This is a genomic window from Mycobacterium sp. URHB0021 (assembly GCF_054057895.1).
This window is the reverse complement of sequence record NZ_JBSRZT010000002.1, coordinates 6,490,080-6,502,512: the sequence shown is the minus strand read 5'-3', so window position 1 is coordinate 6,502,512 and position 12,433 is coordinate 6,490,080. Positions and strand designations below refer to the sequence as shown.

The 12,433-nt window shown below is 64.7% G+C and carries 12 protein-coding genes and 1 pseudogene; 7 read left to right on the top strand and 6 right to left on the bottom strand.

Features of this window, described 5'->3' with window-relative positions; translation table 11 throughout:
* The first annotated feature begins 67 nt into the window (after nucleotides 1-67).
* The 5 genes from ACVWWN_RS34130 (at nucleotide 68) to ACVWWN_RS34110 (ending at nucleotide 4,820) form a co-directional block, all read left to right on the top strand.
* A complete protein-coding gene (locus ACVWWN_RS34130; RefSeq protein WP_457147791.1) occupies nucleotides 68-1,807 on the top strand; it encodes a glycerol-3-phosphate dehydrogenase/oxidase in 1,740 nt (579 codons plus the stop codon).
* Nucleotides 1,808-1,827: 20 nt separating this feature from the next.
* Nucleotides 1,828-2,670 (top strand): pseudouridine synthase, encoded by an 843-nt coding sequence (locus ACVWWN_RS34125; protein ID WP_457149387.1) that lies wholly within the window; start codon nucleotides 1,828-1,830, stop codon nucleotides 2,668-2,670.
* 87 nt (nucleotides 2,671-2,757) lie between these two features.
* Complete coding sequence (locus tag ACVWWN_RS34120) at nucleotides 2,758-3,141, top strand: DUF1330 domain-containing protein (protein ID WP_457147790.1); 384 nt, start codon at nucleotides 2,758-2,760, stop codon at nucleotides 3,139-3,141.
* A 4-nt stretch (nucleotides 3,142-3,145) separates the two neighbouring features.
* The gene (locus ACVWWN_RS34115) at nucleotides 3,146-4,045 is read left to right on the top strand and encodes an NAD(P)H-binding protein (protein WP_457147789.1); all 900 of its coding nucleotides are present in this window, start codon (nucleotides 3,146-3,148) and stop codon (nucleotides 4,043-4,045) included.
* A gap of 4 nt (nucleotides 4,046-4,049) precedes the next feature.
* Nucleotides 4,050-4,820, top strand: a complete 771-nt coding sequence (locus ACVWWN_RS34110; protein ID WP_457147788.1) for an SDR family NAD(P)-dependent oxidoreductase — start codon at nucleotides 4,050-4,052, stop codon at nucleotides 4,818-4,820.
* Here ACVWWN_RS34110 and ACVWWN_RS34105 read toward each other — a convergent pair.
* Nucleotides 4,789-5,573 (bottom strand): annotated as a pseudogene (locus ACVWWN_RS34105) (enoyl-CoA hydratase/isomerase family protein). The gene ACVWWN_RS34110 and the pseudogene ACVWWN_RS34105 overlap by 32 nt on opposite strands.
* A gap of 27 nt (nucleotides 5,574-5,600) precedes the next feature.
* A complete protein-coding gene (locus ACVWWN_RS34100; RefSeq protein WP_457147787.1) occupies nucleotides 5,601-6,308 on the bottom strand; it encodes a TetR family transcriptional regulator in 708 nt (235 codons plus the stop codon).
* A gap of 69 nt (nucleotides 6,309-6,377) precedes the next feature.
* On the opposite strand from ACVWWN_RS34100, the gene ACVWWN_RS34095 reads away from it, so the two are divergent.
* Together ACVWWN_RS34095 and ACVWWN_RS34090 are read left to right on the top strand one after the other, a co-directional pair.
* Nucleotides 6,378-7,433 (top strand): ferredoxin reductase, encoded by a 1,056-nt coding sequence (locus ACVWWN_RS34095; RefSeq protein WP_457147786.1) that lies wholly within the window; start codon nucleotides 6,378-6,380, stop codon nucleotides 7,431-7,433.
* 24 nt (nucleotides 7,434-7,457) lie between these two features.
* Nucleotides 7,458-8,618 carry a fatty acid desaturase family protein gene (locus ACVWWN_RS34090; protein ID WP_457147785.1) on the top strand — a complete coding sequence of 387 codons (1,161 nt, stop codon included), beginning with the start codon at nucleotides 7,458-7,460 and terminating at the stop codon, nucleotides 8,616-8,618.
* Here the strand turns inward: ACVWWN_RS34090 and nei2 are convergent.
* The 4 genes from nei2 to ACVWWN_RS34070 form a co-directional block, all read right to left on the bottom strand.
* Nucleotides 8,615-9,376 (bottom strand): endonuclease VIII Nei2, encoded by a 762-nt coding sequence (gene nei2, locus ACVWWN_RS34085; RefSeq protein ID WP_457147784.1) that lies wholly within the window; start codon nucleotides 9,374-9,376, stop codon nucleotides 8,615-8,617. The genes ACVWWN_RS34090 and nei2 overlap by 4 nt on opposite strands.
* A 167-nt stretch (nucleotides 9,377-9,543) precedes the next feature.
* Nucleotides 9,544-10,362 carry an IclR family transcriptional regulator gene (locus tag ACVWWN_RS34080; RefSeq protein ID WP_457147783.1) on the bottom strand — a complete coding sequence of 273 codons (819 nt, stop codon included), beginning with the start codon at nucleotides 10,360-10,362 and terminating at the stop codon, nucleotides 9,544-9,546.
* A gap of 9 nt (nucleotides 10,363-10,371) precedes the next feature.
* Nucleotides 10,372-10,950 carry a 3-phenylpropionate/cinnamic acid dioxygenase subunit beta gene (locus ACVWWN_RS34075; protein ID WP_457147782.1) on the bottom strand — a complete coding sequence of 193 codons (579 nt, stop codon included), beginning with the start codon at nucleotides 10,948-10,950 and terminating at the stop codon, nucleotides 10,372-10,374.
* A gap of 5 nt (nucleotides 10,951-10,955) precedes the next feature.
* A complete protein-coding gene (locus tag ACVWWN_RS34070; RefSeq protein WP_457147781.1) occupies nucleotides 10,956-12,425 on the bottom strand; it encodes a Rieske 2Fe-2S domain-containing protein in 1,470 nt (489 codons plus the stop codon).
* Nucleotides 12,426-12,433: the final 8 nt, after the last annotated feature.

The window sequence follows — 12,433 nt, the reverse complement described above, 5'->3', positions numbered from 1 at the left end:
GAGCGCTCGGACCCACGTAGCCTGGGAATGGCCAAACGTACCGACGAGTAACTAGGAGTCCACTCCGGTGAGTGACCCGATCACGGGCAACGGGCAGACGCTGCTCGGCCCTGGGCAGCGGGAGCAGGCGTGGGAGCGGCTCGGCACCGAACAATTCGACGTGGTCGTCGTTGGCGGTGGCGTGGTCGGTGCGGGTGCGGCGTTGGATGCCGCCACCCGGGGGCTGAAGGTGGCGCTGGTGGAGGCCAGGGACTTCGCCTCGGGTACCTCCAGCCGCTCATCGAAGATGTTCCACGGCGGTTTGCGATATCTGGAACAGCTGGAGTTCGGATTGGTCCGGGAAGCGCTGCACGAGCGTGAGCTGTCGCTGACGACGCTGGCGCCGCATTTGGTCAAACCGCTGCCGTTCCTCTTCCCGCTGACCAACCGGTGGTGGGAGCGTCCTTACGTGGCCGCCGGTATCTTCCTCTACGATCAGCTTGGGGGCGCGAAATCCGTTCCCGCACAGAAGCATCTGACCCGCGCTGGTGCGCTGCGGCTGTCGCCCGGACTCAAGCGATCCTCGCTGATCGGCGGAATCCGCTATTACGACACCGTGGTCGACGATGCCCGGCACACCATGACGGTGGCACGCACAGCGGCGCACTACGGCGCCGTCGTGCGGTCCTCGACGCAGGTGGTATCGCTGCTGCGCGAAGGCGACCGGGTGATAGGCGTGACAATCCGCGACTCGGAGAATGGCGCCATCACCGAAGTACGTGGCCATGTCGTGGTGAACGCAACCGGCGTGTGGACCGACGAAATCCAGGCGCTGTCCAAGCAACGTGGTCGCTTTCGGGTGCGGGCGTCCAAGGGCGTGCACATCGTGGTGCCGCGCGACCGCGTCGTCAGCGAGGTGGCGATCATTCTGCGCACGGAGAAGTCGGTGCTGTTCGTCATCCCGTGGGGCACGCACTGGATCATCGGCACCACCGACACCGACTGGAACCTCGACCTCGCCCACCCGGCGGCGACGAAGGCCGACATCGACTACATCCTCGGCCACGTGAACACGGTGCTGGCCACGCCGTTGACGCACGACGACATCGACGGCGTCTACGCCGGGCTGCGGCCGCTGCTGGCGGGGGAGAGCGAGGAGACCTCGAAGCTGTCTCGGGAGCATGCCGTCGCGGTGCCGGCGCCGGGTCTGGTGGCCATTGCGGGCGGCAAGTACACGACGTACCGGGTGATGGCCGAGGACGCGATCGACGCTGCCTCCGAATACATCCCGGCTCGGGTGGCGCCGTCCATCACCGAGAAGGTCCCGTTGATGGGCGCCGACGGTTACTTCGCGTTGATAAACCAAACCGAAACGGTGGGTGCGCATTACGGCCTGCATCCCTATCGGGTGCGCCATCTGCTTGACCGCTACGGTTCGCTGATCGGCGAGGTACTGGCGATGGCGGAGAGCCGGCCGGAACTGCTGACGGCGATCACCGAGGCGCCGGTGTATCTGAAGGTGGAGGCCTGGTATGCGGCGGCCGCCGAGGGTGCGCTGCATCTCGAGGACATTCTGGCCCGGCGGATGCGGATCTCCATCGAGTATCCCCACCGCGGGGTGGACTGTGCGCGCGAGGTCGCGGAAGTGATTGCGCCCGTGCTCGGTTGGAGTGCGGAGGACATCTCTCGCGAGGTCGACACGTATTGCGCTCGCGTGGACGCCGAGGTGCGCTCACAGCAGCAGCCCGATGACGAGTCTGCCGATGCGTTGCGGGCGGCCGCGCCAGAAGCGCGGGCGGAGATCCTCGAGCCGGTGCCGCTCAATTGAGACGGGCCGCACCGCTGCCGGTGCGTGACGGGCTCGGGCCGGCGCGGGTCCGCCTGTTCGGAGGACCGGTGCTGGCGGAATTGGAGGCGCGGTTCGGCGAGACGGCGCGGGCGAAAGTGGTCGCGGGAGAGGTAGTCGACGCCGACGGAGCGGTGATTACCGAGGGCAGTGAGTTGCCGGCGGGCGCGCATGTCTTTCTGTACCGCGAGCTGCCCGACGAGATGCCGGTGCCGTTCGGCATTCCAGTGCTGCATCGCGACGACGACATCGTGGTGGTCGACAAGCCGCACTTCCTGGCCACCATGCCGAGGGGCCGCCATGTCGCGCAGACCGCGCTGGTGCGGCTGCGCCGCGAACTCGATTTCCCTGAACTGAGCCCTGCTCACCGACTCGACCGGCTGACGGCGGGTGTCTTGCTGTTCACAACCCGGCGTGAGGTCCGGGGTGCCTATCAGACGCTGTTTGCGCGCGGATTGGTACACAAGACGTACCTTGCCCGAGCAGCGGTCGACGACGGCCTGGAGTTTCCGATGGTGCTGCGGAGCCGGATCATCAAACAACGCGGGCAGTTGCAGGCGGTCGAGCAGTCCGGCGAGCCAAATGCGGAGACGTTGGTGGAACATCTCGGCGCGGGACTGTACCGGTTGACACCGCGTACCGGCAGAACCCATCAGCTACGTGTGCACATGACATCTCTGGGTTTGCCGATCTCTGGAGACCCGTTGTACCCGAAAGTGATCGATGTGGCGCCCGAGGACTTCTCGCGACCGCTGGCGCTGCTGGCTGAGCGCCTGGCGTTCGACGATCCGGTTTCTGGTCGCCGACGCGAATTCGTCAGCGCTCGCACGGTGACGCCGAAATAGCAGCCGGGTGTGTCTCCGCCTGCGCCCAACGTCAGCTTGTGCACGAATGTCGGGCCGGACCACCAGCGTCAGTGGTTGGATCTGGTGATGAGTTCGTCCCTGCAGCCGACGCCGCAACAGATCGCGGCGCTGGCCGCTCGGCCGGCCGATGCGCCGGTCGTGATGATCAACCTGCTGCAATTCCGCATGGACGGCGGGCGACAGAGCTACGTGCGCTACGCCCGTGAAGTCGCGCCGCATCTCGAGCGGGTGGGAGGGCTGGTCCGTTACGCCGGCGCCTCGCCCACGGTCGTCATCGGTGACGGCGAGAAGCCGTCGTGGGACGCGATCATCGTCGTCGAGTATCCGTCGCCCGCAGCATTCGTCGACATGGTGACCAACGAGGAGTACCTCGCGATCCATCGGCATCGTGCGGCAGGGCTGGACAGAGGCGATCTGATCGCGACGTCGGTATGGACGATGGCAGAGTGATGTCGTGTACTTGATCACCGGTGCCGGCGGAGGAGTCGGGGGCGTCAGTCGCGTGGTCGTCGAGTCGCTGCTCGATGGCGGTGCACCGGTGCGGGCGATGGTCCACCGCGACGACGACCGCGCCGACGCGCTGCGGGCGCTGGGCGCCGACGTCTTCGTGGGTGATCTGACCCGTGCCCGCGACATCGACGAAGCGATCACCGGTGTGACGCGGATGTTTTTCAGCATGAGCGTGTCCGCGGATTACTTGCTGGCCACCGCCGAAGTGTGTGCGGCGGCTCTGGAGCAGGGTCACCTCGAGGTGATCGTCAACATGTCGCAGATGACGGTGTCCCAGATGACGCTGACGAGTACCGGCGAATCCAATCAGCATCGACTGCATTACCTTGCCGAGCATGTGCTGAATTGGTCCCGGCTACCCGTGATACATATTCGCCCAACGGTTTTCGCTGAGAACCCACTGTTCACCGTCTTGGCGGCGCGCACTATCAAAGACCGCGACGTACTTGCCTTGCCCTTCGGCGGCGGCAGCACGTCGCCGATCGCGGCCGCCGATGTGGCGCGCGTCGTGACCACCCTGCTTCGCGACCCGGCCGGGCGCATCGGCTCTGTCTATGACCTGACCGGGCCCCAAGTCCTCGACCTCCATGGCCTGGCCGAGCAGTACAGCCGTGCGCTCGAGCGGCCGATCACCGCCGAGGACCAGCCCTACGACGTGTGGCGCCGAGAGGTACTCGAACCCATCGGACTGCCGGAGCACGTCCAGCAGCACATCGCCACCATGGCGCGTCTGCACCGCGAAGGCCGGTACAACCGGTCCACCGACGACGTTGAGCGGATCACCGGCCAACCGGCCCAATCCGTTGCGGAATACGTGGCGTCCCGCCGCGATCTGTTTGACTGACGGCGTGGACCGCACATCGTTTGACCGGTTGTTCGACATGACCGAACGCACTGTCCTCGTCACGGGCGGAACCAGGGGCATCGGCCTGACACTTGCCGAGGCCTACGTTCTTGCGGGCGCTCGCGTAGTGGTGGCAAGCCGCAAACCCGATGCGTGTGAAGAGGCCGCTAAGCATCTACGCGGTCTGGGCGGCAAGGCCATCGGCGTACCCACCCATCTCGCCGACGTCGACTCGCTCGGCGCCCTCGTGGGGCGGACGGTCGATGAGTTCGGTGGCCTCGATGTACTCGTGAACAACGCCGCGAACGCCCTGGCGCAGCCACTGGGCCAGATGACCCCTGAAGCGTGGGACAAGGCGTACGCGGTCAACCTGCGCGGCCCACTGTTCCTGGTGCAGGAGGCGCTGCCCCACTTGAAGGACAGTGACCACGCCGCGGTGCTCAACTTGGTCTCGACGGGTGCTTTCCTCTTCGCGCCGATGCTGACGATGTACGCGGGTGCCAAGGCCGCGCTGATGTCCTACACCCGGTCGATGGCAGCGGAGTTCGTCTCGTTCGGCATCCGGGTCAATGCGTTGGCGCCGGGCCCGGTCGACACCGACATGATGCGCAAGAATCCGCAGGACGCCATCGACCACATGGTCGCTGGGACACTGATGAAACGACTCGCGACGCCTGACGAGATGGTCGGTGCAGCATTGCTTTTGACGTCTGACGCGGGGAGCTACATGACTGGACAGGTCATCATCGTGGACGGCGGCGGAACGCCTCGCTAGCCTCGACCATCTCGCCACTGGGGCACGCGAAGATCTGGCTGCGGTTCTCCAGGTGCAATGCCGATTCCAGGCTCGATGCGTCGAGATTCGCCCACAGCACCTGCTTGGTCGATTTCACTCCGAATTTCCCGTAACTGCACAAAGTCTCGGCGATCGCCAACGCCTCGTCGAGCACCGAAGACTCGCCCACCAGCCGCGAGACGAGGCCGAGCCGCAGTGCCTCGTCGGCGTCCACCGCCCGTGCGGTGAGTATCAGGTCGAACGCAGGTCCTGCGCCGATGATCCGGGGCAAGGTGTAGCTCACGCCGATATCGCAGCCGCCGAGACCCAGCTTGATGAATTGTGTGCAGAAACCGCGCGGAGTCCGAGGCGATCCGGATGTCGCACGCGAGGGCGATCCCGAAGCCGCCGCCGTCGGCGGGACCGGTCACCGCTGCGATGACCGGCTGCCGGAGACGGTGAATCCGCGCGGTGAGCTCCGCGGTCCGTTCCTGCCAGCGCATACCCGACCGCGGGAGTTCTGTTCCGCCGCCCGCCTCAGTGGGGTTGGGAGCGGTCAACCAGGCCAGAGCAGAACCCCCGCCCCGCGCCGGTCAGCACGACTGCCCGGCACTCGTTGTTGCCGGCGACGCTGCCGAGCGCGGCGTGCAGGTCTTCGACCAGTTCTTAGGACAGCGCGTTGAGCTTCTCCGGCCTGTTGAGCGTGAGAACGGCGATGTCGGGGCGCGGAAAGGTCAGCTCGAGATGCGACATGAGCCTCACGCTAGCCGCCGCGATGTCTCAGACCGTGGTGCGCCAGCCGGTCACGCCGACGACGATCATCCGAAGCTGCTTGATGGCGGTCCTCTTGATGTCCTCGAGAGAGAGCGGATCGTGGGCGTCCTCGATGGCCTCCGCGATGACGATCATCGCGTTCACGAACAGGCTGGCGAGAATGTTGAGGTCCTCGCTGCTCCACGTCGTCAGTCCGGGAAAACGGGCCAAGTCGATCGCCAGCTCGGAGGTGATCAACCGAATCTCCGTGCGAATGGCGTAGCGCAGCACGGTCACCCCGCTGGAGCGCTCACGTCCGATGAAGCGCCAGTGCTCGCGACGGTCGTTGACGCCTTCGATGAGAATGTCGACCGACGACTCGATCACCCGACTCGGATCGAGCCTGGCCGCGCGCGCACTGCGCAGCATGTCCCGGAGTGCGCGAAAAGACTCGTCGATGAGGACCAGACCGAGCGCTTCCATGGATTCGAAATGGCGGTAGAACGCCGCAGGCACGATTCCAGCCTCCCGGGTGACCTCCCGCAAACTGAGGGCAGCGAAGCTGCGGTCTTCCAAGAGTCGCAGTGCGGCAGCAACTATGGCGCGGCGCGTGGCTTCCTTGCGTTCTTCGCGGGAGAGCGTCTCCCGAGACGTCTCGCGGGAGCCCTCGCGGGATCGTGACCTCCCCGAACGGCTCGATCGACCCGTTCGTGAACTAGGCGTACGACTGTTCACTGTGTGAAACATACCACAACCTGCTTGAACGGGTTGACGGACTGCTTCCAGCGGTCGCAGAGTGTACATATGTTCACTGAAACATTGACGCGGCGGGTGCTCCGGTCACCGCTGGTCGATCTGCTCACCGGGCCGCACGGCGTCGACCGGTATACGGAGCTCGTCGACCCGACCTGGACCGTTGGAGACGCCCGCGCGAAGGTGATCGCGGTGCGGCGGCAAACCCCGCGCAGCGTCACTCTGACCTTGGAGCCCAATCATGCGTTCACCGGCTTCAAGGCCGGGCAGCACATCAACCTGACGGTCGAGATCGACGGCCGTCGCCGCACCCGTCCCTACTCGCCGGCCAGTGCCGAGGGCTCGCCCTACATCGAGCTGACGATCGGCCTGCACGACGGCGGAGTGGTGTCGCGCTATCTCTACGACCAGGCCCGCCCCGGGATGGTGCTCGGCCTGGACTCGGTCGGTGGCGGCTTCACCCTGCCGACCGCGCGCCCCCGGCGCATCTTGCTGATCTCCGGCGGCAGCGGGATCACCCCGGTGATGTCCATGCTTCGCACATTGCGGGCCGAGGGCTTCACCGGCGAGGTGGCGTTCGTGCACTACGCGCGCAGCTCCGAGGAGGCGTGTTATCGCCGCGAGCTCGACGCGATGCCGGGCGTGCGGGTACTGCACGGCTATACCCGTGCCCCGGGCGGTTCTGACCTGGTCGGCCGCTTCGGTGCCCAGCACCTCGCGTCCGCGATGCCCGAACCGGATGCCGTCTTCGTCTGCGGTCCGCCCGAACTCGTCGACGACGTCCGGGCACACAGCGCCAATGTGAGCTCCGAAAGCTTCGTCCCACCCGTGTTCGACGTGCCCGCCGAGGCATCCGGCGGCGCCGTCACTTTCGCCGACAGCGGCGTCCAGATCACCGATGACGGCCGACCGCTGCTCGAGCAGGCCGAAGCCGCTGGGCTGACACCCGAGAGCGGATGCCGGATGGGCATCTGCCACAGCTGCACCCGCCGCAAGACCCGTGGCGCGGTGCGCAATCTCATCACCGGAGCAGTGTCGAGTGCTGACGGGGAGGACGTGCAGATTTGCGTGTCCGTTCCCGTCGGCGATGTCGACCTGGCCCTGTAAATCAATCGAAAGGAGTTCGGCGACATGACTGTGACCTCTGAGACCTCTGAGACTTCCGAAACCACCGAAACCCTCACCACCACCGCCGAGCCGGCGGCCGCCCAGCCGCAGGCCATCGAGAAGACCGTCGGCGGCAAGACCGTCAGGATGACGCCCGAGCGGGCCGAGGCGTTCGGCCGCGAACTCGACGCCCTCAAGGAGCGTGTGATCGCCGACCTCGGGGAGCGGGACACCACCTACATCCGGCGAATCATCAAGGCGCAGCGCGGCCTCGAGATTGGCGGCCGTGCTCTGCTGTTCGGCGGGATATTCCCGCCGTGCTGGCTCGCCGGCACCGCAATGCTGGGCCTGTCGAAGATCCTCGACAACATGGAGATCGGGCACAACGTCATGCACGGCCAGTACGACTGGACCGGCGATCCGGCGTTGTCGAGCAAGAAGTTCGAATGGGACACCGCTTGCCCGGCGGACCAGTGGCGCCATTCCCACAACTACATGCACCACACCTACACGAACATCGTCGGGATGGACCGCGACATCGGCTACGGCATCCTTCGGATGAGCGAGGATCAGAAGTGGAGCCCGTATTTCCTGGGCAACCCGGTCTATGCGTTTCTGCTGATGGTGTTGTTCCAGTACGGTGTTGCGCTACACGAATTGGAGACCGAGCGGATCCGCACCGGAGAGATCACGATCGCGGACAAGCGCGAGATCCTCGAAGGCATCTGGCGCAAGACCAAGCGCCAGACACTCAAGGACTACGTGGCTTTCCCGTTGCTGGCCGGACCTTTCGCGCCGTGGGTGTTCACGGGGAATATGACCGCGAACCTGATCCGCAACGTCTGGTCGTACATGATCATTTTCTGCGGCCACTTTCCCGAGGACGTCCAGGAATTCACCATCGAGGAGACGAAGGCGGAGACCCGTGGCATGTGGTATTTCCGTCAGGTCCTGGGCTCGGCGAACCTCACCGGCGGCAAGCTGTTTCACATCCTGAGCGGCAACCTGTCGTTCCAGATCGAGCACCATTTGTTCCCCGACATCCCGGCCTTCCGGCACGCGGAGATCGCGCCCAAGGTCCAGGAGATCTGCGATCGTTACGGCGTTCCGTACAACAGTGGGTCGCTGCCGCGGCAGTTCGCGACGGTGGTGCGCAAGATCGTCAAGCTGGCGCTGCCGGGCTAGGTCTGACAGACCGGGCACCAGTACATGATCCGGTCGCCGCTGTCGTTTGACCGGACGGGTGTTCCGCACCGCCGGCAGGGTCTCCCGATGCGGCCGTAGACCCAGAGGTCTTGGCCGCTTCGGGTGTTCCCGGTTGTCGTTCGGTTCCAGCGGGAGCGGTTGAGCCACAACATATCGCGTGCCCGCTGTACCATCCGCAGCGGATCCTTGATATCGCGGACGGGCGCTGTCGGGAGGTGACCGGTGATGAAGCACAGCTCGTTGCAGTACACGTTTCCAACGCCGGCCAGCACTCGCTGGTCGAGGAGGGCCTCGGACAGCGGACGGTCCGGGTCGGCGGTGAGGTTGGCGACGGCGGTTCGCGGGTCCCAGTCGTCACCGAGTAGGTCCGGCCCGAGATGGGCGACCACCTCCATGTCGCGCTCCCGCTCCAGCACCTCCAACACCCCGAGATCGATGCCTGCGGCCTGAATATCGGCGGTTTCCAGAATGATTCGTATCCGATAACCGGCGCGGCTCGGCTTATCGACGGGGTTGACCTTCCAGCTGCCCTCCATCTTAAGATGCGAATGGATGCTGGCCTCGCCGACGCGGATGAACAGGTGCTTACCGCGGCTGACGACTTCGTCGACCATGTGGCCGGTGAGGTCGACGGCGGCGTAGCGCGGCACCCGGACATCGCACCGGGTCAGCGTCTTGCCGACGAGTGCGTCGCGCAGGATGGCAGCCGTGTGCCAGACGGTATCGCCCTCAGGCATAGCTCATTGAATCAGCTTCAGCGACAGAGTCCACAGCCGAGTAGTTCTCCTGGTTGCCGTATGACATCGATACAAGAATATGGCGCACAGATTAGACGAGTGCAGTACTGGAGGTCGACCAGATCGGCACACATTGATCAGCACGGCACGGATCGCGACGGCAGGCGTTATCCCGGTGGCGCAGAGCGTAATACATCCTCGAGATGCGCTGCAGCAGCGTGGAGTTGACGGGCTACCCGGAGATGATCGCGTGGCTGCATTCGGTCAGCAGGACCAACCGCGTTGATAGCGGCAACGGTGACGTCGTCACGGTTCCGAACCGGAGTAGCCATTGAGATGACGTTGTCGGACCGATAGTTGAGGGCGTAGCCTCGGTCGCGGACCTGCTCGAGTTCTTTGCGTAATGCGGGGATGTCCACATCCTGCGTTTCGAGCCCGCGCAGTATCGACTCGAGCACATTCGCGGGGAGGTCGGCCAGCAGGACGCGTCCGGTCGCGCTGGTGTGCGCGGGCACAACTTGGCCTGTGCGGTCAGCGACCCGCAACGCCTCTTCACCCTCAGCGCCAAGCAGGTACCGAACGTTGGTTCCTTCAAGCTGGGCGAGGTGCACCGTTTCCCCAAGCTTCATCGCGAGGTCGGCGAGAATAGGCCGGGCGTGGGCGCGGATGTCCATGTTGCGCACCGCGGCCAATCCGATGTCGACGAATGCAGGTCCCGGAACGTAGGTGCGGGTGTTGTCTTCCTGTCGGACGAAGCCCCTGAATTGCAGCATCGCGAGTAGGCGATGTGCAGTCGACGTCGATACACCGAGGGCTTTGGCGGCGTCGGAGAGCCGGATACGGCTGTGGTCTTTGAACATCAGCATGAGCCGCAGCGCATTGTCGACCGACGTGATCGGATAGGTCGGCTGGCTCTTTTCCTCGGATCCCACGGGCAACTCGGCGCCCCCTGCCATCTCCGCCCGGCGGCCTGCCTTGACGCTCACGTCCACAACCTAAATGAAGATGGACAGATTCTTGGCGAGCAGAACAGTTTGGTCCAACAGAACATATCGGCGCACCACCTTCCAGCCTTTAGCCGGATCCCTACGCACAGTGTCTTCGCGTCGGCCGACGAGGATGTCCGTTTCGTCGGCCACCCGGTTGCGGTATACCAGGAATCTGCTGGATAGCCGTACCTCGTCGCCGTTGACCTCGTCGATCCTGATGTTGGTGATCAGGTGGGCTACGCGCGATACCGGTTCCTCTGCCCAGTGCAACCCGGTCTGCAACTGCGTCACCCGCAGCTCGACCGTGTCTTTCGGCTCGTCAAACCAGCACACGTCTTCACCGGACTTTGTCTCGCTCTTGGTGTCGGCGTCCGCGTAGGGCACATTGAGGCGCAGCGGCATGCAGTAGGTGAAGTCATCGGCGAGCAGATCGAGCCACTCGGTGTAACGGCGCTCGTCGAGCAGGTCGGCCTCCCGATATAGGAATTCCGATACCTCTGCGAGCAGCAGATACCTTTCGAGCCCTTTCGGCTGGCTGGACTGGCCGGCTGGGGAGTCGCTGACTATCTGATCGGTGTCAGTCATGGCTGTCATGCCCCTTTCACGGATTGCGCGTCGGCAGCCTTGCCGGTCTCACGCCGCAGGATCGCGTCGATTCGGTCGTCGTGCGCGGCGAGCCGGGTGAGTTCTTCTGCCGAGAGGTTGTCGACGTATTCCGCCCACCGGCGGTAGAACGCCCTGGCGTTGACTTCGCCGGCGATGGCGTGGTTTGAATGCACCGCGCGGTCGAGTTCGGAGAGCTGCTCGGCGTTGAGGCCTTGCTGGTAGTTGTAGGCGTATCGGCGCGCGACGACGCCGCGGCTGGCTTGCGTCGCGTAATCCCAGTTCTCCATGTCGTCTTGTTCGGTCATGCCGCCGGGTCCGGCATACCGCATGTAGTAACGGCGCAGCCATTGCCGCACAAATTTCGGCGCGGTTTTGTCGACCAGGAACCACCGCCACACCTCGGTCTCGGTGGCGCTGATGGGGTGAGCGACAAGGATGCTCCGGGGGAAGCCGGCTGCGAAGGACATGTTGGGAAACATGGTGGCCGGGCCGCGGCCGCCCAGCAGCCGGCCCTCGGCGCGCAGTTTCTCGGCGCGGGTGTCCCATGCTCGGGTGAAGTACTCGGTCATTTCGGGTTCGGCGAACTCGGGGTAGGCGATTTCGTATCCGAGGTTGTCTGAGGCGCCGTGGCCCATCCGGAACGAAGTTTTCATCCGGCCTTTGGAATGTCCGCCTTGGTCCTGGCGTTCGCCGTGGCGTCGATTGCCGCGGCCGCCCGGTCCGATACCGACGGCTTCGACCGATGCGTGCGTTGACGCGCCGTGGTAGGTGTCGCCGAGGAAGTTCTCGGCGACGAACTTCCAGTTCGACTTGATTCGCCACTTCAGGACGCCGTGGAAGACCTCGGTGCCCGCCTCGGTTCCGTCGAATGCATCGGCGAGATTGTCCAGCCAGTGATGAAATTCGCCGACATAGGTTTCGAAATCTTCGGCGTTTTCGTCCCAGCTGGCGAAGACGAGGCCCTTGTAGTTTTTGATCTTGGGGCAGTGGACCAGCCCCCATTGGTGCTTCTCGAGCTTGCCTCCATAGGCGGCCTTCATGTGCGGCACGCCGAACAGGTCGCCGGGTGTGTCTACCAGCGAGCCGTCGATCGAATACGACCAGGCGTGATACGGGCAGGTGAATTGCATGGTGTTGCCCTCGTCGTACCGGCACACTCGCATGCCGCGGTGGCGGCACGAATTGAGCAGTACGTGGATGTCGCCGGCGTCATCTCGCGTGAGCAGTACCGGGTCTGAACCCATCCAGGACGAGAAGTAGTCGCCGGGATTGGGAATCTGACTCGCGTGTCCGACGAACAGCCATGCCCGCGGGAACAGGTAGTTCATTTCGCGTTCGAAATATTCTGCGTTGACAAAGATTTCGCGGCTGATGGTTCCGCCGGCCGCATCGACGAGCTCCCGCGCGGATGCTCCCGCGGGGTATGACCCGGCATTGGGGTGACTCATTGTCATCTGATGGA

Excerpts from the sequence above, each read along its gene's own strand:
- ACVWWN_RS34120 (WP_457147790.1), top strand. The coding sequence starts at position 2,758 with ATGAGTTCGTCCCTGCAGCCGACGCCGCAACAGATCGCGGCGCTGGCC.
- ACVWWN_RS34095 (WP_457147786.1), top strand. The coding sequence starts at position 6,378 with ATGTTCACTGAAACATTGACGCGGCGGGTGCTCCGGTCACCGCTGGTC.
- ACVWWN_RS34090 (WP_457147785.1), top strand. The coding sequence starts at position 7,458 with ATGACTGTGACCTCTGAGACCTCTGAGACTTCCGAAACCACCGAAACC.
- nei2 (WP_457147784.1), bottom strand. The coding sequence starts at position 9,376 with ATGCCTGAGGGCGATACCGTCTGGCACACGGCTGCCATCCTGCGCGAC.
- ACVWWN_RS34075 (WP_457147782.1), bottom strand. The coding sequence starts at position 10,950 with ATGACTGACACCGATCAGATAGTCAGCGACTCCCCAGCCGGCCAGTCC.
- ACVWWN_RS34070 (WP_457147781.1), bottom strand. The coding sequence starts at position 12,425 with ATGACAATGAGTCACCCCAATGCCGGGTCATACCCCGCGGGAGCATCC.